The organism is Mycolicibacterium rhodesiae (genome assembly GCF_002086695.1).
GTDB lineage: Bacteria > Actinomycetota > Actinomycetes > Mycobacteriales > Mycobacteriaceae > Mycobacterium > Mycobacterium rhodesiae.
The window spans coordinates 74566-99096 of the sequence record NZ_MVIH01000006.1 but is presented as its reverse complement, the minus strand read 5'-3'; the positions used below and the strand labels follow the sequence as shown (position 1 = coordinate 99096).

Genomic DNA, 24531 nt, shown 5'->3' with positions numbered 1-24531 from the left:
TCTACCGGTGCAGAGGCGGTCGGAGCAAACCTGTTGTAGCAGGCTCCAGCTAGCGGCCGGGGTCGGGCGCCAGCTGGACTATGCGCTCTGCTCGCCGAAGCACCGGGGCATCCACCATTATGCCCTCGAATTGGAAGACACCGCGTTCATCGCGGGCCGCCTCGAGCACGTGTCGCGCCCAAGCTACCTGCTCAGCGCTGGGAAGGTAGCCCTTCCTGATCACCGCGATCTGGCTAGGATGGATGGCCACTTTCGCGTCGAATCCGACGGCCACCGCGTCGTCCACCTCGGCCGCGAGGCCGTCTAGGTCCTTGATGTCGAGGTACACCGAATCCAGCGCGAGGCGGCCGTACGCCTTGGCCGCCAGCAAGCTCTGCGACCGCACATGCCGCGCGACTTCGCGGTACGAGCCGTCGGGATAGCGGTTGGCGGTGCCGCCGAGGACGGCGAACAGGTCCTCGGCGCCCCACATCACGGCGAACGCGTTGTCAGGCCTGCTGGACTCGACGACGTTGAGCGCACCCAGCGGGGTTTCGATCAGCACCACGACGTCGAGCGGAGCCAGAGCGGCGACCTGCTCGGCAGATTCGGTCTTGGCCAGCATCACCGTGGTGTACGGCGTGCGGGCCAACGCCTCGAGGTCTAACCGATGATCCGGTGTGGTCGACGGATTGACCCGCACCACGGTCCGGCCGGGGTCGAGCTGAGTAGACACCAGTGCTTCACGCGCGGCTTCACGGTCCTTGGCCGCCACCCCGTCCTCGAGGTCGAGGATGACGATATCGGCTGCAGCCGCGGCCTTTTCGAACCGCTCGGGACGGTCGGCAGGGCAGAACAGCCAGGCCGGTCCCGGATTGCCGAGTGCCATCAGACGGGCTTCTTCCGCACCATGGTCTTGCGCGACGCGGTCGCGACGACGTCACCGTGCTGATTGCGAGCAGTGTGCGCGAAGGTCACGATGCCCTCGCCGGGGCGGCTCTTGGACTCCCGCTTGTCGGTGACGACGGTTTCAGCGTACATCGTGTCGCCGTGGAAAAGCGGCTTGGGGAAAGCGATGTCGGAGAAGCCGAGGTTACCGACGATGGTGCCCTGCGTCAGTTGCGTCACCGACAGGCCCACGAGGGTGGACAGCGTGAACATCGAGTTCACCAGCCGCTGGTTGAAGGGCGGCAGAGCGTCGGCGAACGCCGCGTCCAGATGCAGCGCCTGGGTGTTCATCGTCAGCGTGGTGAACAAGACATTGTCGGCCTCGGTGATCGTGCGGCCGGGCGCGTGCACGTAGCGCACCCCGATCTCGAACTCCTCGAACCACAGGCCGCGCTGGACGACGACCTTTTCCTCGGACGAATCAGTCACCTACAGTCCCATCTGCCGGGCGATGATCATCAGCTGCACTTCGGTTGTCCCTTCGCCGATCTCGAGGATCTTGCTGTCCCGATAGTGCCGGGCGACCGGGTATTCGTTCATGAAGCCGTAGCCGCCGTGGATCTGCGTTGCGTCGCGGGCATTGTCCATCGCGGCCTCGCTGGCAACCATCTTGGCGATCGCGGCCTCCTTCTTGAACGGCTTGCCTGCCAGCATCAACGCGGCCGCGTCGTAATAGGCGGTGCGGGCCGCGTGTGCGCGAGCCTCCATGCGGGCGATCTTGAATTCGATGGCCTGATACTTTCCGATCGGCTGACCGAAGGCGGCACGCTCGGCGGCGTACTTCACGCTCTCGTCGACGCAGCCCTGTGCCGCACCGACCGACAGCGCGGCGATCGCGATCCGGCCTTCGTCGAGGATCCGTAGGAAGTTGGCGTAACCGCGGCCGCGTTCACCGAGCAGGTTCTCCTCGGGCACGCGAACGTCGTCGAACGTCAGCGGGTGAGTGTCCGAGGCATTCCAGCCGACCTTGTCGTAGGCGGGCTCGGCAGTGAAGCCGGGGGTCGGCACCGGCACCAGGATCGAGGAGATCTCCCGGTGGTCCCCGGAGCCACCGGTCACAGCCGTGACGGTGACCAGTCGGGTGATGTCGGTGCCGGAGTTCGTGATGAATTGCTTGGTGCCATTGATCACCCAGTGTCCGTCGTCCAACTTCGCGGTTGTCTTGGTGGCGCCTGCGTCGGTGCCACCGCCTGCCTCAGTCAGACCGAACGCGCCAAGGGCCTGACCGCTGGTCAGCTGTGGCAGCCACTCCTGCTTCTGCATCTCGTTGCCGAACCGGTAAACCGGCATCGCGCCCAGCGAGACCCCGGCCTCCAACGTGATGGCGACGCTCTGGTCGACCTTCCCGAGCTCTTCCAATGCCAGGCACAGAGCGAAATAGTCGCCGCCCATTCCGCCGTACTCCTCGGGGAACGGCAGGCCGAACAGGCCCATCTCGGCCATTCCCGCCACGACTTCGTACGGGAACGTGTGCGCCGCATCGTGTTCGGCCGCCACCGGGGCAACAACGGTCTGGGCGAAGTCGCGTACGGTCTTGGCAAGCTGTGCGTACTCGTCGGGAAGTGTTCCCGTGGACAGGAAGTCAGTCATGATTGTGCTTTCTCTTCTCTGGCTGTGACCTTCGCCAGCAGCTGGCCCACTTTGACCTGATCACCGACGGCGACATGGAGTTCGACAATTCCGTCGACCGGCGCGGTGAGCGAGTGCTCCATCTTCATCGCCTCGACGGCGACGACCACCGTGCCCGCGGCGACGTCGTCACCGTTGGAAACGCCTACCGCCACGACCGTTCCGGGCATGGGGCTGACGAGTTCAGCGTCGCCGCTGAGCTCATCGTCCGGGCGTACCGGCGCCTCCCGTACTTCCTCCAGCACCAGCGAGCGACCACCACCGGCCAGCCAGATCTGGTCGCCGTTGACAGCCACGGTGTACACACTGCGAACGCCGTCGATAGTCACCGCAAGCTGGTTGCCGTCCAATTCGCCAGACAGTGAACGGCTTTCGCGGTCCTCGATGCGAGCGACTGCGCCGGCAGGAACGCCGGTGATGTGAACGTGGTCGGTCCTGTCACCGGATCGCAGGCGAATACCGGTGGGCGCGGGCGCGCCGACTCGCCAGCCCGACGGCACATCCCACGGGTCCGCCGGCTCCGACGGCCAGCGCGTCAGCCAGCGGTAGGCCGCCGCGGCGATGAACGCGTCATCGCCGATCGGGGCGGGAACGAACGGGGTCCGGTCGATCAGGCCGGTGTCGAGCCGGCCGGCCGCCACATCGTCGTCGGCGAGCAAAAATCGCAGGAACTCGATGTTGGTCCCCACGCCGAGCACCGCGGTATGCAACAGCGCGCGGTCAAGGGTGCGTAGCGCGGCCGCGCGGTCGGCGCCGTGTGCGATGACCTTCGACAGCATCGGGTCGTAGTCGCTGCCGATCGTCATCCCCTGAGCCAAACCGGAATCCACCCGCACGCCATCACCGGATGGCTCGAGTAGCGCGAGCACCGGCCCACCGGTCGGCAGGAAGCCGGCCCCCGGATCCTCGGCATACACGCGCGCTTCGATCGCGTGCCCGGTCAGCGTGATGTCGTCGGAGGTGAAGGGCAGCTTCTCCCCTGCCGCGACGCGGACCTGCCACTCGACGAGGTCGTATCCGGTGACCATCTCGGTGACCGGATGTTCCACCTGCAGCCGGGTGTTCATCTCCATGAAGAAAAACTCGTCGGGCTTGTCGGCGGACACGATGAACTCGACGGTGCCCGCGCCGACATAGTCGACGCTGCGGGCCGTGTCGCAGGCAGCCGCGCCGATCCGGGCACGGGTCTGCGGGTCCAGCAGCGGCGAGGGCGCCTCCTCGATGACCTTCTGATGGCGTCGCTGCAGGCTGCACTCGCGCTCACCGAAGTGCACGACGTTGCCGAAACCGTCGGCGAGCACCTGGACTTCGATGTGCCGGGGCCGCAACACGAACCGCTCCAGGAACAGGGTGTCGTCACCGAAGGCGGCCGCGGATTCCCGTCGCGCGGCGCCCAGCGCCGCCGGCAGGTCGGCTGCGTCGTCGACTCGCCGCATGCCTTTGCCGCCACCTCCGGCGGACGGCTTCACCAGGATCGGAAATCCGATATCCGCGGCGGCGTCGATGAGTTCAGCGTCGGTCAGGCCGGGCCTGGCGATGCCCGGCACCACCGGGACCCCGAACTTCGACACCGTCGCCTTGGCGGCGATCTTGTCACCCATCGTGCGGATCGCGGCCGACGGCGGTCCGATGAACGCAAGCCCCGCCTGCTCCAGCGCAGCCGCGAATTCGGCGTTCTCCGAGAGGAAGCCGTATCCGGGATGGACGGCCTGGGCGCCGGTACGCAGCGCCGCACCGACCACGGCCTGGATGTCGAGGTAGCTCTGCCGGGCCGGCGGCGGCCCGATACGGACGGCGGTGTCGGCCTCGGTGACGTGGCGGGCACCCGCGTCGGCGTCGCTGTAGACGGCCACCGAACGGATACCCATCGCCTTACAGGTGCGGATGACCCGCACAGCGATCTCGCCGCGGTTGGCGACCAGCACAGTGTTGAACATCGTCACATCCTGAACACGCCGTAGGAGACGGCCTCGACGGGAGCGTTGGCTGTCACCGAGAGTGCCAGTCCCAGAACAGTTCTGGTGTCGGCGGGATCAATGACGCCGTCGTCCCACAGCCGTGCGGTCGAGTAGTACGGGTTGCCCTGATGTTCGTACTGTTCGCGGATCGGAGCTTTGAAGGCCTCGGATTCCTCGGGAGTCATGTCACCGCGGACGGTGGCCAGCACCGACGCGGCCTGTTCGCCACCCATCACCGAGATCCGGGCATTCGGCCACATCCAGAGGAACCGCGGCGAGTAGGCGCGCCCGCACATCGAGTAGTTCCCCGCGCCGTACGAGCCGCCGATCACGACGGTCAGCTTCGGAACGCGGGCGCAGGCCACCGCCGTCACCATCTTCGCGCCGTGCTTGGCGATGCCGCCGGCCTCGTAGTCGCGACCGACCATGAAGCCGGTGATGTTCTGCAGGAACAGCAGCGGCACCATCCGCTTGTCGCACAGTTCGATGAAATGTGCTCCCTTGAGCGCGGATTCGCCGAACAGCACGCCGTTGTTGGCGACGATGCCGACCGGATGGCCGTGAATGTGCGCGAATCCGGTGACCAGCGTGGTGCCGTATTCGGCTTTGAACTCGCTGAATTCGCCGCCGTCGACGATGCGGGTGATCACCTCGTGCACGTCGTAGGGCACTCGTGCGTCGACGGGGACGACATCGTAGAGCTCATGCTGGTCGGCGATCGGCTCGACGGGGGGACGCACATCCCATGGTCGCGGTTCCCGCGGGCCGAGGGTGGCGATGATGCGACGGACGATGCGCAGGGCGTCGCGGTCATCGTGGGCGAGGTGGTCGGTCACCCCGGAGGTCTTGGAGTGCAGGTCGCCGCCGCCGAGTTCTTCTGCCGTCACCACCTCGCCGGTGGCGGCCTTCACCAGCGGCGGGCCGCCAAGGAAGATGGTGCCCTGGTTGCGGACGATCACCGCCTCGTCACTCATCGCGGGAACGTAGGCGCCGCCGGCGGTGCAGCTGCCGAGCACGGCCGCGATCTGCGGGATACCCGACGCGCTCATGGTGGCCTGGTTGAAGAAGATCCGGCCGAAGTGGTCGCGGTCGGGGAACACCTCGTCCTGGCGGGGCAGGAACGCGCCGCCGGAATCCACGAGATAGATGCACGGCAGGCGGTTCTGCAGCGCGATCTCCTGTGCGCGCAGGTGCTTTTTGACCGTCACCGGGTAGTAGGTACCGCCTTTGACCGTTGCGTCGTTGGCGACGACCATGCACTCCCGCCCGGAGACCCGGCCGATCCCGGTGATGATCCCGGCCGCGGGGCAGTCGTCGTCGTACATGCCGTCGGCGGCCAGCGGAGCGATCTCCAGCAACGCGCTGCCGGGATCCAGCAGTCCGTCAACCCGATCGCGCGGCAGCAGCTTGCCCCGGGCGACGTGCCGTTCCCGGGCGCGTTCCGGCCCGCCGAGCGCCGCAGTGGCCAGCTTGCCGCGCAACTGCTCGACCAGCTGCAGATGCGCCTCACGGTTGGGCGATGCCATCGTCGATGCCCCGTCCCGAATTGAGTTAATGACGGCTAACTGATGTAACGTTAGTGAAGATTAACCGAAACGTCCAGAGTCATTCCGGGAGGGTCCTCATCGACACGACGACCCGTCGAAGCAGGCAGAAATCGGATCGCCGGTCTGCCCTACTGACGGCTGCGGAGCGGTTGATGGCGGAGAAGGGCTTCCAGACCGTGCGGATCGAGGACATCGGCGCCGCCGCCGGTGTCAGCGGGCCGGCCGTCTACCGGCACTTCCCCAACAAGGAAGCCCTCCTGGTCGAACTGCTGGTGGGCATCAGCACCCGACTACTGGCCGGCGCCCGCGCTGTCGTCGAAGAGGCGCTCGAGCCCGAAGCCGCGCTCGCCGGTCTCATCGAATTCCACCTCGACTTCGCACTTGGCGAGTCGGACCTCATCCGCATCCAGGATCGCGATCTCGCCCACCTGCCGACCTCCGCCCAGCGGCAGGTTCGCCGGGCGCAGCGCAGCTATGTCGAGGTGTGGGTCGAGGTGCTACGCCAGGTTCATCCGAACATCGCTGAGGCAGACGCGCGGTTGATGGCGCACGCGGTGTTCGGTCTGCTCAACTCGACCCCACACAGCATGAAGCCCCTGGCGGCCCGGGGAGCCGACCAGGGGCGTTCACGCGATGTACTTCGGGCTATGACGGTGGCAGCGCTATCGTCCGCCGACCGTCACGCCTGCGGCACGGGTTAATACCACGAACGTCTTCCGCCGACGGGGCGGCCGACTGCGCCGAGCAGCCACAGCACCGCACCGATAACCAGCAGGATGATCCCGATCGTCCATAGGATCTGGATCTTCAGGACGAATCCCAAGATGAGCAGAATCGCTCCGAGAATGATCATTTCTTCCTCCAGATGCTTGGTTGCTGAACTGTTTTCGCCACTACTGACTGGGTTGCGGCAGGTTGCAGCTGGCAACCTTCGGATTGACTCCGCCGTAATTGAGCGGTCCCGCAACCACCGTTAGGGCGATGGACCCCGCAGTAGCGCAGTTGGTTTCACTATTCGAGAAGTAACCGCGCTGCCAGGTGGCGAAAACTCCGATCAGCAGCCATACGATTACGATCACGCCTATGATTCCGCGGCCTCGCATGGTTGGCCTCCTTGATGGTCCGCAGGACTTGGCGGACAAGGGTTTACCCGTCCGAAAGTTTCCTAAACCTTCCGAATTTCGCCGCGCTCGAACGCCATGGCCAGCCAATCCGCGACGGCTCGAGCCAATGCGGCGTGATTCTCGCGTTTGACGATCTCGTGGCCGTCGTCGGCAAAGAGCAGATAGCGCACGGTACGGCCGCGGGCACGCAGTGCCTCGACCATTTGCTCGGATTCGCTGACCGGAACGTTGGTGTCGGTGCCGCCGTGTACCAACAGCAACGGCGCGGTCAACCCATCCACCCGCTGCAGCGGAGAGAGCTTGTCGAGGAGGTCCCGATCGGCGATGGGGTGCCCGTATTCGGCGTAGGACGCCGCCGCAATCCAGGGCTCGGTGTTGCGATAGAACGTCCCCAGATCACTCATCCCGCAAATGCTGACGCCCGCGACGAACAGATCGGGATGGAACGCCAGCGCCGCCATCGTGAGGTAGCCACCGTAAGACCAACCCGCACAGGCGATTCGCGTGGGGTCGGCCAGGCCGCGCTCGGCGAGGTAGTGCGCGCAGTCGGCCACGTCGTCGATTGCGGCGAACCGCTTGTCCTTGTCGTCGGCGTGTACGAATTCCCGGCCCTGTCCGCCCGAACCCCGGACGTTGGGCGTGAACACCGCGATGCCCTCATCGAGCAATCCCGGGAAGATCTCGCTGTGCGAGGGGCGGGCCTGGCCCTCGGGTCCCCCGTGCAGATAGATCATCATCCCGGTCTGCTCGACACCGGGCGGCGGGCAATACAACCAGCCGGTCAGCGAACGACCGTCCCGCGCGGTCACGAAGTGCAGCCTCGGCCGGTCCGAAACCGGGCCGACGCTGGGCTTGCGATCGATGCGCTCCCACTCCCGCGACCGGGGATCGACCAGTTCGACGGTGCGCGGCAGGTCGGCGCCCTGGATCGTCATCGCGACCATCGATCCGCCCGCACTGATGGACAGTTCGCTCGCCACCAGATTCGGCAGCGGGATCGGCTCGGACATCGTGTTGTCGACGTACTCGAGGATCTGTAATTCGCTGCAGCCGTTGACGTTCCACAACAGCGCGACAGTCGACAGGTCATCGCTGACGACGAACTCGTCGAGGTCATGGCCCCGCCGCTCGGCGACCACGTGATACGCGACGCCGTCCGGGGTGACCGTGACCTCGAGCAGACGGCTGTTGTCCGAGCCGTTGTCGCTGCGGATCAGCGCGCGCACGTAGCCGTCGACGATATCGGGCCCGTAGGTGTAAGCCGGGTGATACAGCGTGGTGTGCTCACCGTCCGGACCGGAACGCAGCCGCCGCGGATGATGATCGTCCAAGATCACGCCCATGTCCGTCGACGAGCCGGGATCTGAAGGCAGCAACGCGATTTCGGTCGGACCGGTCAACATGATCAGCTCGCGATACCCGCGCGGACCGACCCGGATCAACGCCGACCCGGCCCAGGCGTCCACCAGCCGGCCGCCGGAGCGCCGATCCAGCACCGTCACACTGCCGTCGGCCGGATCGATCAGGCTGGATTGACCGACGCCGTCCTCACCGGTGAGGATCGCGCACACCCGGGTGCCGTCCCAGGCGATCAGCTCGGCCGTGCCTGCCATCCCGTCGAAACCCATGCCGTCGATGCGACGGGCCATCCGGTCGTCCGGGTCTGTGGTGACCACCCAGATCTGGCTACGGGTGCTGCCCTCCGGGGCGACCTGGCAGGCCAACCAGTGCCCGTCGGCCGAATGGATGACTCTGGTCACCGGCCCCTCAACCGGCAATTCCACATCGCGGGACGAACTTGCCCGCCAGCCGCGCAGGAAACGTTGGACGGCGCGCGGATATCCCCCGTCGTCGACGATATGGGCGAATGCCGTCGCGTCCGGCGACAGGGATGCGCCATACGTCGCACGCACGTCGAGTTCCACGCCACCTACTTTCTTTGGTTCCTCTTACCGCAGTAACACGTTCCACGTCGCCCGCCGGTGGTAAACACGGTGCTGAGCAACAGGCATCAACCCCGCGCTGCCACTCGCAGGTAGCCTGCAAGCATGAGGTGGGAATGAACGATCCGCGTCGACCAGGGTGGTCTGACCCGACGCAGTCCCCCGGCAACGGTTATCCGCCGAGCACCGATCCCGCCTACTCCGGTCAGTATTACGGACCCGGCTACGGCGCCCCGGGCTACGGTCAGGGCGGCGTGCCGCCGACGATGCAGCCCACCGAACAGCTGCCGTCCTACTGGCATCAAGGCGGCGGCTATCCGCCCAGCGAGCCGCCCGAGCCGCCCCCCGGCCCGCCCAAGTCGCCGAAGTGGTTGTGGATCGCCGCGGCCGTCGCGGTGCTGCTGGTGGTGGGACTGGTGATCGCCCTGGTGATCGTGACCAGTTCGGCCCGAGAGTCGACGGTGGTGGCGCCGCTGCCCCCGTTGTCGGAGACCACGACCACACCCAGGGCCACCACTGTGGCGCCGACGACGACGCGGCCGACGTTGCCGACGACCAGCGGCGCGCCGAGCACGACAGCTCCGCCGCCCGCCGACACCACCAGCCCGGCGGGCACCGACACCGTCGTCTACACCGTCTCCGGGGACGGCCGCGCGATCAACATCACCTACGTCGACACCGGCGGGATCATGCAGACCGAGTTCAACGTGATGCTGCCGTGGAGCAAGGAAGTCAGCCTGTCGTCGCCGGCGCGGACATCGGCCAGCGTCGCCGTGGTCAACGTCGGACGTGACGTGACCTGCAGCGTGTCGGTGAACGGCTCACAGGTCCGCGAACGTACCGGCCGCGGACTGACGATCTGCACCGGAGCCGGCTAGTCCAACCGGTGGTTGGGCACCTTCACCAGCACCATGCCCACCAGCCCTACTGCCAGCACCACGCACAACCCGCCGAGCCCGGCGCGGTCGGCGTGGAAGGCGTCGACGAAGACGAAGAACAGCCATGGCGCCAGGAACGACGCCGCCCGTCCGGTGGTGGTGTAGAGCCCGAATGCGACGGCTTCTTTACCGTCGCTGACCATCCGCAGCAGCACTGTGCGCGCGGACGTGGTGACCGGTCCGACGCACAACGCCAACAGCAGGCCGCAGACCCAGAACACGACAGGCCCCGACAACGACAACAGCGTGAGGCCGACGACGATCATCAACGTCAGCGAGGCGACGATCACCGGCTTGCCGCCGATCCGGTCGTCGACCGGCCCGGCGAGCACCGCGCCGAGGGCGGCCATGGTGCTGGCGATCACCCCGAAGATCAGCACGTTGGACGGCGAGATGCCGTAGACGCTGACGCCGAGCACCGCGCCGAAGGCGAAGACTCCGGCGATGCCGTCCCGGAAGATCGCACTGACGACCAGGTAGTAGACCAGGTTGCGGTCGCGTCGCCACTCGGAGCGCAGATCGTTCCACAGCCCGCGGTAGCCCCCGGCCTGACCGGGTGGCATCGGCTCCAGGTCGGCGGCCGGGGCGAGGGTGTGAGCGGTGATCAGCAGCGGCAACGCGAGCACGACGAACCAGGCGGCGGCCATCAGCATGGCCGCGCGCACGTTCTGGCCGTCGGCGACCGGGATCCCGAGCACGCCGCGGTTCGGGCCGGAGCCTGCGATGAACGCGACGTAGATGACCATCAGCAGCAGGACGCTGCCGAAGTACCCGGCGGCCGCCCCGATTCCGGAGATGCGCCCGGACGTCTGCGGGGTGGTGAGCTGCCGCAGCATCGCGTTGTACGGCACGCTGGCCAGGTCCCCGCACGCCGCGGTGAACCCGAGCAGCACTAAGCCCATTGCGAAGTAGGCCGGCTCGGCGCGGATGAGGCTCATCGCGGTCGTTGACAGCACCGCCAACCCGGTCAGCAGCATCAGTGCGGCGCGCCGTCGCTGCGGCGCCTGAACCAGCACGCCGGTCAGCGGCGCGAGGACCGCGACGGTGAGGCCGGCAAGTGCGAGTGCCCGGCCCAGCCAACTCGCCGGCGAGGTGTCGCCCGGCAGGTCCTTGCCGACCGTGCTGGTCAGGTACACGGCGAAAACGAATGTCGCGACGATGGCGTTCATACCGGTGGAACCGCAGTCCCACAACGCCCACGCCACAACTTTTGACCGTCCGGCGGTCTGAGCAACCGACGGGGGCGTGCGCATGCGGGCCAGCGTATCGATTCCCCGAGTCGCTGGCGCTCCTGCCCGCCGGAAGCCATTCCCCGAGTCGCTGGCGCTCCTGCCCGCCGGAACCGACTCCCCCTACGATTGCCGCATGCCAGTACCCGCACCTTCCCCGGACAGCAGAGCCGTCGTCACCGGTGCCTCCCAAGGCATCGGTGAGGCGCTGGCCACCGAACTCGCCGCCCGCGGCCACCACCTGATCATCACCGCGCGCCGCGGTGAGGTGCTGGCCGAGCTGGCCGCGCGACTCACGGAGCGCTACCGCGTCAACGTCGAGGTTCGCGCGGTGGATCTCGCCGATCCCGACGCCCGGACCGCGTTCGCCGACGAGCTGGCCGGCCGAGAGATCTCGATCTTGTGCGCCAACGCGGGCACCGCTACTTTCGGGCCCGTTGCGAAACTGGATCCGGCGGCCGAGCGGGCTCAGGTCCAGCTCAATGTGCTCGGTGTGCACGATCTGGTGTTGGCGGTGCTGCCGCGGATGGTCGCCCGCCGGGCCGGCGGCATTCTCATCTCGGGTTCGGCGGCCGGGAATTCGCCGATCCCGAACAACGCCACCTACGCCGCGACCAAGGCGTTCGCGAACACGTTCAGTGAGTCGCTGCGCGGCGAACTGAAGGGTGTCGGTGTGCATGTCACCGTGCTGGCGCCGGGGCCGGTGCGCACCGAGCTGCCCGACGAGGCAGAGCAGTCACTGGTGGAGCGACTGATCCCAGACTTCCTGTGGATCAACACCGAGTACACGGCGCGGATCTCGCTGGATGGCTTGGAGCACAACAAGATGCGGGTGGTGCCCGGCCTGACGTCCAAGGCGATGTCGGTGGCATCGGGGTACGCGCCGCGCTCGATCGTCACGCCGATTGTCGGCGCGGTCTACAAGAAGCTGGGCGGCGACTAACTTCCTCGGGCGTACCGTCCCGTTTCATCGAGATCGACGTAAGCGTGTGGAAGTGCGAGTACCGATCACGCCGACGTCAATCTCGATGTGCGAGAACTTGGTTGAGGCGCAGTTGTCGCTCAGAGGCGGACCGCAGCACGCCTGCTAGCGCCTCCGGCGTCCTGTTCCGAAGATGCTGCGGGTGATCTCGCGGCCGATCACGGTGCCCGCCGAGCGCATCGCGCTCTTGAACGCCGGGCTGTTCATCACCTGATCGAGCACGCCCGGCTCGGCCTTCTGCGGCTTGGGCATTGGCGGCAGGTCGATTCCGGTCGGTAATAGCGGCGGCAGGTCGACGGGCTCCTGCGGCGGCGGTGCGAGTTTCGCCGCCAGCATCTCGTAGGCGGATTCGCGGTCGACGGTCTGTCCGTATTTGGCGAACAGCGAACTCGATTGCGCCGCAGCCTTGATCGCGTCTGGGCCGATGGTGTCCATCAGTGACTGCGGCGGGCGCAGCCGGGTCCATGCCACCGGAGTCGGAGCACCGCGCTCGGAGAGCACGGTGACGATCGCCTCGCCGATACCCAACGACGTCAGATCCGTTTCCAGATCGTAGAACTGGGTCTTGGGATAGGTACGCACCGTCTTCGACAGCGCCTTCTGGTCATCCGGTGTGAACGCCCGCAGCGCGTGCTGGATGCGGGCACCCAGTTGCGACAGCACATTGTTCGGCACATCGGTGGGCAGCTGGGTGCAGAAGAACACCCCGACGCCCTTGGAGCGGATCAGTTTGACCGTCTGCTCGACCTGCTGCAGGAACGCTTTGGACGCATCGGTGAACAACAGGTGCGCCTCGTCGAAGAAGAACACCAGCTTGGGCTTGTCGACGTCCCCGACCTCAGGGAGGTAGGTGAACAGGTCGGCCAGCACCCACATCAGGAACGTGGAGAACATCACCGGCCGAGCGGCCTGGTCGCCGAGCTCGAGCAGCGTGATCACCCCACGGCCCTGCGCATCGACGCGCAGCAGATCGGCGGGGTCGATCTCGGGCTCGCCGAAGAAGGTGTCACCGCCCTCCGCCTCGAGGTTGACCAGTGCGCGCAGAATGACGCCCGCGGTCTGCGCCGACACCCCGCCGATGGTCTTCAGCGTCTCCTTGCCCTCGTCACTGGTCAGATAGGTGATCACCGACCGCAGATCCTTCAGGTCCAGCAGCGGCAGCCCTTGCTGATCGGCCCAGTGAAAGATCAACCCGAGCGTGGACTCCTGAGTGGCATTGAGCCCCAACACCTTTGACAGCAGGATGGGACCGAACGCCGAAATCGTGGCGCGCACCGGGACGCCGATACCGCCGGTGCCCAGCGAAAGGAACTCGACTGGGAACGGCGCGCCCGCCCAGCCGTCGTCACCAGTGTCCTTGGCGCGCTGCAGGGTCCGGTCACTGGACTCCCCCGGCCGCGACAGACCGGACAGGTCACCCTTGACGTCGGCCATCATCACCGGTACCCCCGCCGCAGAAAGCTGCTCGGCGATCACCTGCAATGTCTTGGTCTTACCGGTGCCGGTGGCCCCTGCGACCAGGCCGTGGCGGTTCATCATGGCCAGCGGGATGCGAACCTGCGCCGTCGGATCGACCGCTCCATCGATGACGACCGAACCGAGATCGAGTGTCGCCCCGGTGGTCGCGTACCCCGCGGCGATCTGCTGGGCAGGGGTCGTCGTCGATTCGCTGCTCATCGGCCGCCTCCGTGGTCGCTCGGGTGATGGCCATACGACACTACAAGTCAGCGGGGGCTTAGGGTTGAGCGCTGTGCGTGAAGAATTGGTGTGGATCGACTGCGAGATGACCGGCCTCGATCTGCGGACCGACAAGCTCATCGAGATCGCCGCTCTGGTCACCGACGCCGAGCTCAACGTCCTCGGCGAGGGCATCGACGTCGTCATCCATGCCGACGACGAGTCACTGGATGGCATGGTCGAGGTAGTCACCCAGATGCACAGCCGCTCCGGGCTCACCGAGGAGGTCCGCGCGTCCGTCATCGACGTGCCGGCCGCCGAGGAACTCGTGATGGAGTACATCCGCTCCCATGTGAAGCAGGCCAAGACCGCGCCACTGGCCGGCAATTCGATTGCCACCGACCGCGGGTTCATCGCACGGGACATGCCGACGCTGGACAACTACCTGCACTACCGGATGATCGACGTCAGCTCGATCAAGGAGCTGTGCCGGCGCTGGTATCCGCGGATCTACTACGGACAACCGGAAAAGGGGCTCGCCCACCGCGCACTGGCCGACATCCAGGAGTCGATCCGCGAGCTGAAGTACTACCGACGCACCGCCTTCGTCCCCCAGCCAGGGCCTTCTACCAGCGAGATTGCCGCGGCGGCGGCCGAGCTCCACGCCCCGGGCGAATCAGATTCGGCTGGAGAGGCCCACAACAGCTAGTATCGACGACGCTGCTGCCGCCTCCGGACGGTCCGCAGCGATGGTGGCTGTAGTTCAGTTGGTAGAGCACCAGGTTGTGATCCTGGCTGTCGCGGGTTCGAGTCCCGTCAGCCACCCTGCAGGTCAGGCCCCGATTTCGGGGCCTGACTTTTTTGTGCCCACGACGGCGTGCTCAGCTCCACGCCGGACTGACGGGCGACGTCGTGCAATCGCACGATGTACTGCACCGCCTCTGCCTCCGCCTGCACGCGCCGGGCGACGCTACGCCGCTGCCGGACGTTCTCGGCGGCGACGCCGACGATGAAGAGTCCGAGAAACGCGAGCCCGCCATAGACGTTGCCGAACATCGACCAGGTGAGCGCGCCGGACACCGTGGCGCCCACAGGCAGCATCACCACCACCGTGAGGATCGAGACGCCGGCCGGATCGATGTTGCGCATGAACGTTCACTCCCAGCCCGACTACCTACGGCAGCGTAGGTCGAACGACTAAGAGCGAGCTAATAGTTCACTTATCACAGAGCATGGTTTCTGGTCGGCCGGCGCAAGCCCTCCGGCGGCTCGTGACGGATCGCCGCTGCGGCGCGATGGCCCTTTGTGCGCACGGGCCGTGGCAAATATTGATGATTCAAAAGTTCCTCGACGGGGTACAGACCGGAACAGCAGCTTGGCGTCCGGGGGGACGCGTATCGCGAAGGGACCCGAGGATGACCACTGACGAATTCGCTGAAATCGACGGTTCGCAGCAATTAACCACCTGGCTCGACCGTCTCGCCGCCTTCGTCACCGCACTCGACGCCATCGATGCCGATGACCCGTACACGTTCTGCGAGGACGCATGGGACATCTGGGAGAGCGCAGCTATCTCCGATCCGCCCTCGGCCACCGATCCGGCAATGCTTCTCGTGCTGGGCGTGATTGAGGTGTTGGCGGAGGCGGTCACTTCGACTGCTCGCGATCACCACAGCCCTCCGAGCGACAGCCGTCGGCTGACGCTCTCGGCCATCCACAACTCGCTGATCGATGAGCTGAACGCAGTCCACCTTCAATGCGAGCGGTGGAAGCACGAAGGTTTGCCAGGAGCCGCGACGGTGAAGGCACGCAGCGCCGCCGCGATGGCGGGCTTGCAGGTTGCCACGAAGTTCGGCAACCAGCTCTCGGCGTAGCACCAACAATTTGTTCTCGACCCGGACGGACCGGACAGGTGTCCACCTTGACCAGGCGATTCGGTTCCCGTCTTCGTACGGCTCACGAGGGCTGATCCGCTCCCCCGAAACCTCGAAATGGTAAAGATTTCGTCCGCTCGTCGCAGTTGGGCAACCCAAATATCCGAACATGAGTTACCGTCAGGTAATAACTGCACCGCTTAGCTGGGGGAGGGTTGCAGCATGCACGGTCACGACGCAACCACTGAATCAAGCGGGTTCGCCGGCGACACCGGTCCACTCGGTGTCTGGACAGATCGACTCGACGCCTTCTGCGCGGCCCTCGACGCCATCGACGCTGACGACCCCTTCGACTACTGCGCGGACGCCTGGGAGATCTGGCAGGGCGCCGCGGCGGCCGATCCCCCACCGCACGACGACCCGGCCATCCTGGTTGTTCTCGGCACCCTGCAAGCGCTGGCACATGCGATGACCTCGGCGACTCTCGATTACTACCGCACCGCGGACGTCCGGGACCGAATGACGCCTTCGGCGATACACACCTCGATCAAGCGTTGCCTGGGCACGCTGCGGCGCGAGTGCGGCCGCTGGCTGGACGAGGGCGGTCCGCCGGCCGACGAGATCGACGCCCGGACCGTCGCGCTGACGGCCAGCCTGCAGGCGTCGGGCGCCCGGCCGACGGTGGACGCCGGGATCACGTTCGACAAGGTGTGCGCGCTCACGGATTCCGAGAACAAGCGCTACCGCGAGGCATACGGCCGCCTGCGGACGATGGTGAACCGGGAGTCGTTGCAGCGCATCATGATTGCAAGCGAAACCTTGACCGACGTCGTGACCGGCATCGTCCTCGATTTGCAGACCACCCACGGTTCCACCTTCGACGAGCGCATCAACGACGAGCGTCGTCGCAAGATCGGCTCGGCACTGGCTGCCGTCACTGCCGCCCTGCACAGCCATCGACAACAGTCGGTTGCGAGTGCGTCAAAGGCCTTCGGCCACAACAGTCCCCAGGCTCGGGCAGTTGATGCGTTGTTCGACGACCTCGCCGAATCGTCGTTCGACTACCGTTGGCTGAGCGAGTTGAACGATTGCGAAAGCAACGCGCTGCGCTACCAATTCACCGCGCGCCGACACGGCGAGCCCCATGTGGACGTTCACCTGGACCGTGAGCGCATGGCGACACACGCGAATCAACCGGGCAGACGATGGCCGGCGCCCGATGAACTCACCGCGCTGAGCCGCGATCCCAGTGTGCTGGACATGCTCGCGGGGGTTCAGCCGAAACTCACAGCCTTACAGGACCAGATCGACACCATCCTGTACCCGACCGTCGCCGAGGACGTCGCGGCCGTGACAGAGTTGATCGGCCGATTCGGTGGCGAAAGGGGTCTCGACGCCGTCAAATCCGCGCCAGGGTCCACCCACGAGCCGTGGACTCCCCCGCACTTGTCGCCGCGGGTGCTGTCCTTCGTCCGGACCTTCGGGGAGCGACGCTAAGCGTTGGCGTTGCCCGCTTTCCACTGCTGCCAGGGAATGTTCCAGTCGCCGAGCCCCTCGGTGCCCGGCAATGTCGAGCCGACGGTGTTGCGGACTTCCACGATGTCACCGCGTTTGGTGTTGTCATAGAACCACCGCGCATTGCTCGGACTGGCGTTCAGGCAGCCGTGGCTGGTGTTGGAATATCCCTGCGCGCCTACGGACCACGGCGCGGAGTGGACGTAGATGCCGCTGTAGGACATCTGGGTGGCCCAATCCACCTCGGTGCGATAGCCGTTGGGCGAGTTGGACGGAACGCCGTACGTCGACGAATCCATGATCATGTGCGACAACCGGTCGCCGACGATGTAGACACCGTTGTTGGTCGGGGTGCTGTTCTTGCCCATCGAGATCGGGATGGTCTTGACGACCTCGCCGTTGCGCCGGACGGTCAGCTGCTTGGTGTTGTCGTCGGCGGTCGCGATCACCTCGTCACCGATGGTGAAGCGCGACGACAGATTCTGCTGGCCGAACAACCCGTCACCGAGATCGACCCCATAGGTGTTGGCCTGGACGTCGACCGTGGTGCCCGGCTTCCAGAAGTTCTCCGGGCGCCAACGCACCTCACGGTTGTTCAGCCAGTAGAACGCACCCTCGACGGGCGGGTTGGTGGTCACCTTGATCGCGCGTTCGGCCGCCAGGCGGTTCGGGATGTTCTCATCGAAGCGCACCGCGATTGGTTGACCGACGCCTACGACCTCGCCGTCGCCGGGCAACAGGTAGGGCATTGTCAGGTTTTCCGGTGACTGCGTCTCGAAGGTCAGCTTCTCGGTCGTCACGCCACCGAGACCCAGCGACTGCGCGCTCAACGTGTAGCTCTTGTTGTAGCCCAGCGGCTCACTGGTCGACCACGTCACGCCGTCCGGGCTCAGGGTGCCGGCCACCTGCTTGCCGGACTCGTTGACCATCGTCACCGACCCGAGCACCCCGCCGGTGGCGCTCACCGTCACCGGGCGGTCCAGCGGCACGTCAACCGCTCCGTCCTTGACCGATGCCGTCAGCTGCGGCACCAGCAGATCACCGTAGGGGGTGCCTTTGTCCGCGATGACCTTGACCGGGGCGGGCGCCGGCTCACCGCTGCTACACCCGCTGAGCCCGATGAGCAGGGCGGGGATGATCGCGAGAGCCGCCAGCCGGGTTCGACGCCCCGGCCGGTTCAGCGAGCCGACCTGCCACATACCGCCCTCAACTCCTGCTTGCTGTGCGAACGCTGGGAATGATTGGCAATAGTCTAAGGGAACTTCCAGGCCGGCGGCGACTGTGCAGATCAGCAGCCCGACCGAGCCCACCAGCGGGATTTCATGTTCGGCAGTGGTGTTTGTTATTGTCGCTGACGCGGTTCGCGCCGTTAGCTCAGTTGGTAGAGCAGCTGACTCTTAATCAGCGGGTCCGGGGTTCGAAACCCTGACGGCGCACAAAACGAAAGCCCTGCCTCGGCGGGGCTTTCGTCGTTTCACGAGACTTTGGCCGGTATCCCTGGCCGCCCAGCCAGCTTGGCGTCCCGTCGTATCAAGAACTGCTGCACGCGACCACAAGGGGCCAGATGATCCCCATCCTGACGGCCATCATCGGCGCCGTAGTGGTAATCCTCGGCGCCATGGTCGCGCGGAATGCGGACGTGGCCGACCGGCTGGTCCACCTGATCGGCGAGCGGCGCCGCGAGTTGGTGACGTCCTAGCCCACGGCGCACGCGTCAGGCAGGCTTGCGACCTACGCCGCGGCACGGCTGCCCTTTGTTGTCGCGGTGTTCAGGCATCTTCTGCCCGTGCTGATCCGGCGCGCTGACCCTGCGTCGACACACTGGACATACAAGTTCGGCCATCACCTTCTCCTGGTTCATTTGGGGTGAGCGACGGGAGTCGCAGACGCGACGCGGATGTCGACGCTGAAGTATTGGATGCGAGGCGCCTCGGCAATGACCATCTCCTTCAGCTTCGCGAACACCTTGTCCAATGCCTCCACCGCGTCGGTGTCCCCCGGCACGATCGACACGCCGATATCGAACCAGTGGCCTCCGTATCGGGTAACCCCGTGGGCGAAGCCCGGAAGTTCGGTGTGCTCCTCGGGATCCCAGGAGTCGACTCGCACTGCCTTATCAGTCATCGCCTCATCTTCGGGTCGCCGCACAGTGGCGGTAAGGGACTTTTGACCCCGAACTCGCGCAACAGGTCTCCGGCTGTGCGCGGCCGGATACGCTGCCGTGACCGGGCGAAGGAGGTTGGCGATGACCGATGTGGCGGCGCGCTTTTCCGCGATCGTCGGCGGGAGGCATTTTGCCGTCGATGACGCCATCGCCGACGACTACGGCCACGACGAAGCTCTGACCATCCCGCCCCAGCGCCCGGCCTATCTCGCCAAGCCCGCCACCGCCGAAGAAGTCGCGGCGCTGCTGAAAACCGCGACAGAACACCATGTTCCGGTGACCGCCCGAGGGTCGGGTTGTGGGTTGTCCGGCGCCGCCCAACCGGTCGCCGACGGGCTGCTGATCTCGTTCGAGCGGATGAACGCCATCGTGGAGATCGACACCGACAATCACGTCGCCGTGGTGCAGCCCGGCGTCACCCTGACCGAACTCGATGCCGAGACCGCCCGGGTCGGACTGAGTTACACGGTGTATCCCGGCGAGCTGTCCTCCAGCGTCGGCGGAAACGTCGGAACCAACGCCGGCGGCATGCGGGCCGTGAAATACGGAGTCACCCGCCACAACGTGCTCGGCCTGCAGGCCGTCCTACCCACCGGCGAGATCATCCGTACCGGCGGCAAGATGTCGAAGATCTCCACCGGGTACGACCTCACGCAGCTGATCATCGGATCCGAGGGCACCCTGGCGCTGGCGACGGAGGTCACCGTCAAACTGGTCCCCCGGCTGGCACACAGCGTCACGGTGCTGGCACCCTTCGATGATTTCGACCAGGTCATGGCCGCCGTCCCGAAGCTGATCTCGAGCGGACTGAACCCGACCATCGTCGAGTACATCGACAACGTCGTGATGGCCGCGATCGTCAACGCCGAGAAGCTGGAGCTGGGCATTCCCGAACAGATCCGCGACACCTGCGCGGCCTACCTCGTGGTCGCCCTGGAGAACAACCACACCGACCGCCTCGACGAGGACGCCACCGCGTTGGGCGCGCTGCTCAGCGACTGGGGCGCCGTGGACGCCTATGTACTGCAAGGCAATTCAGCGCGCCGACTGATCGTGGCACGGGAGAACGTGTTCTGGACCGCGAAAGCGATCGGAGCGGACGACATCATCGACGTCGTCGTTCCACGGGCATCGATGCCGGAGTTCCTGCGCAGGGCCCGCGACATCGCGATGGCCGAAGGAGTCGGCATGAGCGGGTGCGGGCACGCCGGCGACGGAAACGTCCACGGCGTCCTGTTCTGCAAAGAGCCGAAGACCCGCAAGAAGCTGCTCACCGAGATCTTCGCGCTCGGCATGTCGCTGGGCGGCGCGATCTCCGGCGAGCACGGTGTCGGGCGGGCCAAGGCCGACTATTTCCGCGAGCTCGAGGATCCGGCCAAGGTGGCTTTGATGCAGCGGATCAAGCACAGTTTCGACCCGGCCGGCATCCTCAACCCTGGCGTCGTTTTCGGTCAACATCGTCCTTGACCGGCACTCGCCGGGGCTGCTAAACAGGGCGTGACCCGATAGTTTGAGCGATCGCTCAGCAAGCGACGGGCCAGGACCGGGGATTGCTATGGCGATTGCGAACGACACCGTCTATTACGACCCGTACGACGTCGACATCGTCGCCGACCCCTATCCCGTGTACGCCCGTCTGCGCGACGAGGCGCCGATCTACCACAACGAGCGCTACGACTTCTGGACGTTGTCGCGGCACGCCGACGTCGACGCCGCGCTGTCGGACTGGGAGACGTTCTCCAACAGTCGCAGCGACATCCTGGAGCTGATCAAGTCCGACTTCGACATGCCCGGTGGCGTGATGATGTTCCAGGATCCGCCCGCTCACACCCAACTGCGCGGCCTGATGTCCCGAGTGTTCACGCCCCGGCGGATGGCCGAAATCGAAGACCAGATCCGCCGGTACTGCGTCGGCTGCCTCGATCCGCTGGTCGGCTCGGGCGGCTTCGACATCATCGCCGAACTGGCCTCGATGATGCCGATGCGGGTGATCGGCATGCTGCTGGGAATCCCTGAGTCCGAACAAGTTTCGGTGCGCGACGCCAACGATGCCAACCTGCGGACCAAACCAGGCACCCCGATGAAAGTCGCCGACCCCGACCGCATCGCCGATGGCCGCATCTACGCCGACTACGTCGAGTGGCGGTCCAAGAATCCCTCCGACGATCTGATGACCGCACTTCTCAACGTCGAGTTCACCGATGACGACGGGGTCACCCGCAAGCTCACCCGAACAGAGGTGCTGCACTACACCCAGGTGGTGGCCGGCGCGGGCAACGAGACCACCGGCCGGCTGATCGGCTGGCTGGCCAAAGTCCTGGCCGAGCACCCGTCCCAACGCCGCGACGTCCGCAACGACCGCTCGCTGCTGAACCGCACGATCGACGAGACCCTGCGCTTCGAACCCACCGGCCCGCACGTCGGGCGCTATGTGCTCAGAGACTTCGAGTGCTACGGCACGACAGTGCCGGCCGGCAGCGCGATGCTGCTGCTGTTCGGGGCCGCCAATCGAGATCCGCGCCGCTACGACGACCCCGACAGCTTCAACATCCACCGCGACACCATCAGCCATCTGACGTTCGGCAAGGGCGTCCACTACTGCCTCGGCGCCAACCTGGCCCGGCTCGAAGGGCGGGTTGCGCTCGACGAGTTGCTCAACCGCTTCCCCGAATGGGACATCGACTACGCGAACGCCACACTGGCACCGACATCGACCGTGCGGGGCTGGGAACGGCTACCCATCGTCCTGCCCTGATCGAGACTCCGAGGTTGCCAAGGTTGCGTCGTCCACCGGTCGGCGACCGGTGTGAGATGCATCGCTGTGAATCTGCTGGGCAAAATGCCGGGACAGTCGACTGACCAGCAAGAATGTCCACGTGAAGGTAACCGGACAGGTTATCGATGAAGCAAAGTAGTGCTTTGTGCTGCTCTTATGCAAGAGGCGGTGTTATAGTCGGCGTTAGCTGTACTGACCAACAGCCGCCCCCGGACCACCCGTCCAGTGACGTAGTGAGGACTTAGCCGCATGACGCCGGAAAACCTCGTTCCCCACCCCAAGGGCGAGGTAGCTCCACAGGCACCCGCACCAGCGTTGCCGCTGCATGTGCACAGCTGCGGCCGACTGGGTCTGACGGCCAATCCCCCGGGCTTTCGCCGCTCGTTCGGCGAGTGGCTGCGCCGCCGCTAATCGCGATCGGCGACCCGTCCCGGATTCACCCACGACGCGGCCGCTCCGATCACCATCATCACCGCCGCGGCGATGAACACCACCGTCAAACCCGCGTGGAACGGCCCCGAAATCAGATGCGGGAAGAACTCCTTGCCGGTCAACACCGAGGCATTGACCCCGGGCTGGTGCACCGTGTCGCCCATGAGCTCGCCGATCGGGTTGTATCCGAGGAACGCCGCGAACAGGCTGCCTACGGGCGGTAGCTCCGCGATGCGGTGCGCCTCGGTCATCGAGACCCCTTGATTCTGGAGCCCAGTGCTCAGGGTGCCCGGCAACGTGTTCGCCAGACCGGCGATCATCAGCGAGAAGAAGATGCCGATCGACAGCGACATCCCGGCGTTGGTGAACGTCGCCCGGATCCCGGAGGCGGCGCCCCGCTCGGAGGCCGGCACGCTGGACATGATCGCCGCCGTGTTCGGTGAGGTGAAGATGCCGCCGCCCACACCATTGAGGAAGACCAGCAGGCCGAACAGCCAGAAGCTGAAGTTCACCGGAATCACCATCAGCGCAAGGAAAGTCGCGGCCATCAACAGCATGCCGCCGATCGCGAAAGGACGCGATCCGAACTTGTCCGACAGCGTGCCCGACAGCGGGCCGGCCACCAAAAAGCCGAGCGTCATCGGCAGCAGATAGATCCCCGACCATAGTGGAGTGGATTCAAAGCTGTAGCCGTGCAAGGGCAACCAGATCCCCTGCAGCCAGATGATGAGCATGAATTGCAATCCCCCGCGCCCCACGGCGGCCATCAGACCGGCAAGGTTACCGAGCGCGAACGGCTTGGCCTTGAACAGGCGGACGTCGAGCATCGGAGCACGCACCCGCAGTTCCACGATGCAGAGCACGGCCAGAAGCAGCACACCCGCGCCGATGGCGCCGAGCACCCAGGGATTCGTCCAGCCGGTCGGGTGCCCGCCATAGGGCTGGATACCGTACGTGATCCCGGCCAGCAGCACGGTGAATCCCACCGCGAACAGCGCAGTGCCCGACCAATCCAACTTCGCCGGGGTACGCACACCGACCTCGACCAGAGAACGCACACTCCAGATGGTTCCGGCCAGCCCGAGCGGCACGCCGACCCAGAACACCGCTCGCCAATCCCATTGCGACAGCAGACCGCCGATCAGTAGCCCCAGGAACTGCCCGGCTATCGCGGCCACCTGATTGACCCCCAGTGCCATTCCACGCTGACGGCTGGGAAAGGCGTCGGTGAGGATCGCGGCCGAGCAGGCCATCAGCATTGCACCGCCGACACCCTGTACCACCCGCCAACCGATCAGCCACACCGCACCTCCGGTCAGTTCAAAGGGGTCGAACGACAACGCGATCGCCGCGATCGTGAACACCACAAAGCCCAGGGTGTAGATCCGGACGCGGCCGAAGATGTCGCCCAACCGGCCCAGCGGCACCACCAGCACGGCGGTCGCGACGAGGTATCCCATGAGCATCCACAGCAGGTAGCTCACGTTCCCCGGCGCCAGCGGGTTGAGCCCGATTCCGCGGAAGATCGCCGGCAGCGAGATCAGCACGATCGACGAGTTGATCGAGGCCAGAAGTGCACCGAGCGTGGTGTTGGACAGCGCCACCCACTTGTAGCGGGGGTGCTCATAGTCCATCCGCCGACGCCGGCGCGTGGTCTCGGCGACTGCCTCGAGTTCGGTATCGGCGACCGGTGCGTCGGTCATTGAGTCTGTGGTTGTCACTGTCGGCTTCCCTTCGGCTCCTGTCGAGGGATAGCCAAAACATTCATTAACTATGTAAATTACTTCCTGTGTGTTTCCTGTTCGCTTGATGTGCC

The 24531-nt window shown here is 65.8% G+C and carries 23 protein-coding genes and 2 tRNA genes; 11 read left to right on the top strand and 14 right to left on the bottom strand.

The window, feature by feature from the left end:
• Positions 1-49: 49 nt before the first annotated feature.
• Genes BST42_RS14860 through BST42_RS14840 form a run of 5 tightly spaced genes read right to left on the bottom strand, consistent with a single transcriptional unit; the run spans position 50 to position 6040 of the window.
• The gene (locus BST42_RS14860) at positions 50-868 is read right to left on the bottom strand and encodes an HpcH/HpaI aldolase/citrate lyase family protein (protein WP_083119966.1); all 819 of its coding nucleotides are present in this window, start codon (positions 866-868) and stop codon (positions 50-52) included.
• Entirely contained in the window at positions 868-1356 is a 489-nt protein-coding gene (locus BST42_RS14855) for a MaoC family dehydratase (protein WP_083119963.1), read from the bottom strand. Before BST42_RS14855 ends, BST42_RS14860 begins: the two co-directional genes overlap by 1 nt.
• On the bottom strand, positions 1357-2517 hold the full coding sequence (locus BST42_RS14850) for an acyl-CoA dehydrogenase family protein (protein ID WP_083119960.1): 1161 nt from the start codon (positions 2515-2517) through the stop codon (positions 1357-1359).
• The gene (locus tag BST42_RS14845) at positions 2514-4493 is read right to left on the bottom strand and encodes an acetyl/propionyl/methylcrotonyl-CoA carboxylase subunit alpha (RefSeq protein WP_083119958.1); all 1980 of its coding nucleotides are present in this window, start codon (positions 4491-4493) and stop codon (positions 2514-2516) included. Before BST42_RS14845 ends, BST42_RS14850 begins: the two co-directional genes overlap by 4 nt.
• 2 nt (positions 4494-4495) lie before the next feature.
• Entirely contained in the window at positions 4496-6040 is a 1545-nt protein-coding gene (locus BST42_RS14840; RefSeq protein WP_083119957.1) for a carboxyl transferase domain-containing protein, read from the bottom strand.
• Between the two features lie 98 nt (positions 6041-6138).
• Between BST42_RS14840 and BST42_RS14835 the strand changes: the two genes are divergently transcribed.
• Positions 6139-6762 (top strand): SACE_7040 family transcriptional regulator, encoded by a 624-nt coding sequence (locus BST42_RS14835; RefSeq protein ID WP_083120274.1) that lies wholly within the window; start codon positions 6139-6141, stop codon positions 6760-6762.
• Here BST42_RS14835 and BST42_RS29635 read toward each other — a convergent pair.
• The 3 genes from BST42_RS29635 to BST42_RS14825 form a co-directional block, all read right to left on the bottom strand.
• A complete protein-coding gene (locus BST42_RS29635; RefSeq protein WP_165760857.1) occupies positions 6759-6914 on the bottom strand; it encodes a DUF6131 family protein in 156 nt (51 codons plus the stop codon). The two genes, BST42_RS14835 and BST42_RS29635, sit on opposite strands and share 4 nt — an antisense overlap.
• A 40-nt stretch (positions 6915-6954) precedes the next feature.
• Positions 6955-7164 carry a hypothetical protein gene (locus BST42_RS14830; protein ID WP_081845180.1) on the bottom strand — a complete coding sequence of 70 codons (210 nt, stop codon included), beginning with the start codon at positions 7162-7164 and terminating at the stop codon, positions 6955-6957.
• A 62-nt stretch (positions 7165-7226) separates the two neighbouring features.
• Positions 7227-9110 (bottom strand): alpha/beta hydrolase family protein, encoded by a 1884-nt coding sequence (locus BST42_RS14825; RefSeq protein WP_083119954.1) that lies wholly within the window; start codon positions 9108-9110, stop codon positions 7227-7229.
• Between the two features lie 134 nt (positions 9111-9244).
• Between BST42_RS14825 and BST42_RS14820 the strand changes: the two genes are divergently transcribed.
• A complete protein-coding gene (locus BST42_RS14820; protein ID WP_083119951.1) occupies positions 9245-10006 on the top strand; it encodes an MmpS family transport accessory protein in 762 nt (253 codons plus the stop codon).
• Here the strand turns inward: BST42_RS14820 and BST42_RS14815 are convergent.
• Positions 10003-11319: an MFS transporter gene (locus tag BST42_RS14815; protein ID WP_083119948.1), complete on the bottom strand. Its 1317-nt coding sequence runs from the start codon at positions 11317-11319 to the stop codon at positions 10003-10005. The genes BST42_RS14820 and BST42_RS14815 overlap by 4 nt on opposite strands.
• Before the next feature lie 112 nt (positions 11320-11431).
• On the opposite strand from BST42_RS14815, the gene cmrA reads away from it, so the two are divergent.
• Positions 11432-12238 (top strand): mycolate reductase, encoded by an 807-nt coding sequence (cmrA, locus tag BST42_RS14810; RefSeq protein ID WP_083119946.1) that lies wholly within the window; start codon positions 11432-11434, stop codon positions 12236-12238.
• 144 nt (positions 12239-12382) lie between these two features.
• Here cmrA and BST42_RS14805 read toward each other — a convergent pair whose 3' ends face one another.
• Positions 12383-13954: a helicase HerA-like domain-containing protein gene (locus BST42_RS14805; RefSeq protein ID WP_083119943.1), complete on the bottom strand. Its 1572-nt coding sequence runs from the start codon at positions 13952-13954 to the stop codon at positions 12383-12385.
• A 73-nt stretch (positions 13955-14027) separates the two neighbouring features.
• Between BST42_RS14805 and orn the strand changes: the two genes are divergently transcribed.
• Both orn and BST42_RS14795 read left to right on the top strand, forming a co-directional pair.
• On the top strand, positions 14028-14663 hold the full coding sequence (gene orn, locus BST42_RS14800) for an oligoribonuclease (RefSeq protein ID WP_083119940.1): 636 nt from the start codon (positions 14028-14030) through the stop codon (positions 14661-14663).
• A 43-nt stretch (positions 14664-14706) separates the two neighbouring features.
• Positions 14707-14779: transfer RNA gene (locus tag BST42_RS14795), tRNA-His, on the top strand.
• Here BST42_RS14795 and BST42_RS14790 read toward each other — a convergent pair.
• Positions 14771-15103: a hypothetical protein gene (locus BST42_RS14790; RefSeq protein WP_083119938.1), complete on the bottom strand. Its 333-nt coding sequence runs from the start codon at positions 15101-15103 to the stop codon at positions 14771-14773. The genes BST42_RS14795 and BST42_RS14790 overlap by 9 nt on opposite strands.
• Positions 15104-15369: 266 nt before the next feature.
• Here BST42_RS14790 and BST42_RS14785 point away from each other — a divergent pair, with 266 nt between their 5' ends.
• Both BST42_RS14785 and BST42_RS14780 read left to right on the top strand, forming a co-directional pair.
• Positions 15370-15828, top strand: coding sequence for a hypothetical protein (locus tag BST42_RS14785; RefSeq protein WP_083119935.1), 459 nt, complete (start codon positions 15370-15372; stop codon positions 15826-15828).
• A gap of 222 nt (positions 15829-16050) precedes the next feature.
• On the top strand, positions 16051-17325 hold the full coding sequence (locus tag BST42_RS14780; RefSeq protein WP_083119932.1) for a hypothetical protein: 1275 nt from the start codon (positions 16051-16053) through the stop codon (positions 17323-17325).
• On the opposite strand, the gene BST42_RS14775 is transcribed toward BST42_RS14780, so the two are convergent.
• On the bottom strand, positions 17322-18542 hold the full coding sequence (locus BST42_RS14775; protein WP_083119929.1) for a L,D-transpeptidase: 1221 nt from the start codon (positions 18540-18542) through the stop codon (positions 17322-17324). The genes BST42_RS14780 and BST42_RS14775 overlap by 4 nt on opposite strands.
• Positions 18543-18706: 164 nt before the next feature.
• Here BST42_RS14775 and BST42_RS14770 point away from each other — a divergent pair.
• Together BST42_RS14770 and BST42_RS30315 are read left to right on the top strand one after the other, a co-directional pair.
• Positions 18707-18779: transfer RNA gene (locus BST42_RS14770), tRNA-Lys, on the top strand.
• Between the two features lie 128 nt (positions 18780-18907).
• Positions 18908-19042 (top strand): hypothetical protein, encoded by a 135-nt coding sequence (locus tag BST42_RS30315; RefSeq protein WP_264047643.1) that lies wholly within the window; start codon positions 18908-18910, stop codon positions 19040-19042.
• Between the two features lie 158 nt (positions 19043-19200).
• Here the strand turns inward: BST42_RS30315 and BST42_RS14765 are convergent, their stop codons facing one another.
• The gene (locus BST42_RS14765; RefSeq protein ID WP_133057461.1) at positions 19201-19467 is read right to left on the bottom strand and encodes a hypothetical protein; all 267 of its coding nucleotides are present in this window, start codon (positions 19465-19467) and stop codon (positions 19201-19203) included.
• Positions 19468-19588: 121 nt separating this feature from the next.
• Here BST42_RS14765 and BST42_RS14760 point away from each other — a divergent pair, with 121 nt between their 5' ends.
• Together BST42_RS14760 and BST42_RS14755 are read left to right on the top strand one after the other, a co-directional pair.
• Positions 19589-20974 carry an FAD-binding oxidoreductase gene (locus BST42_RS14760; protein WP_083119923.1) on the top strand — a complete coding sequence of 462 codons (1386 nt, stop codon included), beginning with the start codon at positions 19589-19591 and terminating at the stop codon, positions 20972-20974.
• A gap of 88 nt (positions 20975-21062) precedes the next feature.
• Positions 21063-22262, top strand: coding sequence for a cytochrome P450 (locus tag BST42_RS14755; RefSeq protein ID WP_083119921.1), 1200 nt, complete (start codon positions 21063-21065; stop codon positions 22260-22262).
• Positions 22263-22690: 428 nt separating this feature from the next.
• Here BST42_RS14755 and BST42_RS14750 read toward each other — a convergent pair whose 3' ends face one another.
• Positions 22691-24418, bottom strand: coding sequence for an MFS transporter (locus tag BST42_RS14750; RefSeq protein WP_110918616.1), 1728 nt, complete (start codon positions 24416-24418; stop codon positions 22691-22693).
• Positions 24419-24531: the final 113 nt, after the last annotated feature.

Bases quoted from the DNA above. Each gene is read 5' to 3' on its own strand.
- BST42_RS14860 (WP_083119966.1), bottom strand. From the start codon at position 868: ATGGCACTCGGCAATCCGGGACCGGCCTGGCTGTTCTGCCCTGCCGAC.
- BST42_RS14850 (WP_083119960.1), bottom strand. From the start codon at position 2,517: ATGACTGACTTCCTGTCCACGGGAACACTTCCCGACGAGTACGCACAG.
- BST42_RS14845 (WP_083119958.1), bottom strand. From the start codon at position 4,493: ATGTTCAACACTGTGCTGGTCGCCAACCGCGGCGAGATCGCTGTGCGG.
- BST42_RS14840 (WP_083119957.1), bottom strand. From the start codon at position 6,040: ATGGCATCGCCCAACCGTGAGGCGCATCTGCAGCTGGTCGAGCAGTTG.
- BST42_RS29635 (WP_165760857.1), bottom strand. From the start codon at position 6,914: ATGATCATTCTCGGAGCGATTCTGCTCATCTTGGGATTCGTCCTGAAG.
- BST42_RS14830 (WP_081845180.1), bottom strand. From the start codon at position 7,164: ATGCGAGGCCGCGGAATCATAGGCGTGATCGTAATCGTATGGCTGCTG.
- BST42_RS14820 (WP_083119951.1), top strand. From the start codon at position 9,245: ATGAACGATCCGCGTCGACCAGGGTGGTCTGACCCGACGCAGTCCCCC.
- BST42_RS14815 (WP_083119948.1), bottom strand. From the start codon at position 11,319: ATGCGCACGCCCCCGTCGGTTGCTCAGACCGCCGGACGGTCAAAAGTT.
- cmrA (WP_083119946.1), top strand. From the start codon at position 11,432: ATGCCAGTACCCGCACCTTCCCCGGACAGCAGAGCCGTCGTCACCGGT.
- BST42_RS14805 (WP_083119943.1), bottom strand. From the start codon at position 13,954: ATGAGCAGCGAATCGACGACGACCCCTGCCCAGCAGATCGCCGCGGGG.
- BST42_RS14790 (WP_083119938.1), bottom strand. From the start codon at position 15,103: ATGCGCAACATCGATCCGGCCGGCGTCTCGATCCTCACGGTGGTGGTG.
- BST42_RS14785 (WP_083119935.1), top strand. From the start codon at position 15,370: ATGACCACTGACGAATTCGCTGAAATCGACGGTTCGCAGCAATTAACC.
- BST42_RS14780 (WP_083119932.1), top strand. From the start codon at position 16,051: ATGCACGGTCACGACGCAACCACTGAATCAAGCGGGTTCGCCGGCGAC.
- BST42_RS14775 (WP_083119929.1), bottom strand. From the start codon at position 18,542: ATGTGGCAGGTCGGCTCGCTGAACCGGCCGGGGCGTCGAACCCGGCTG.
- BST42_RS30315 (WP_264047643.1), top strand. From the start codon at position 18,908: ATGATCCCCATCCTGACGGCCATCATCGGCGCCGTAGTGGTAATCCTC.
- BST42_RS14765 (WP_133057461.1), bottom strand. From the start codon at position 19,467: ATGACTGATAAGGCAGTGCGAGTCGACTCCTGGGATCCCGAGGAGCAC.
- BST42_RS14760 (WP_083119923.1), top strand. From the start codon at position 19,589: ATGACCGATGTGGCGGCGCGCTTTTCCGCGATCGTCGGCGGGAGGCAT.
- BST42_RS14755 (WP_083119921.1), top strand. From the start codon at position 21,063: ATGGCGATTGCGAACGACACCGTCTATTACGACCCGTACGACGTCGAC.
- BST42_RS14750 (WP_110918616.1), bottom strand. From the start codon at position 24,418: ATGACCGACGCACCGGTCGCCGATACCGAACTCGAGGCAGTCGCCGAG.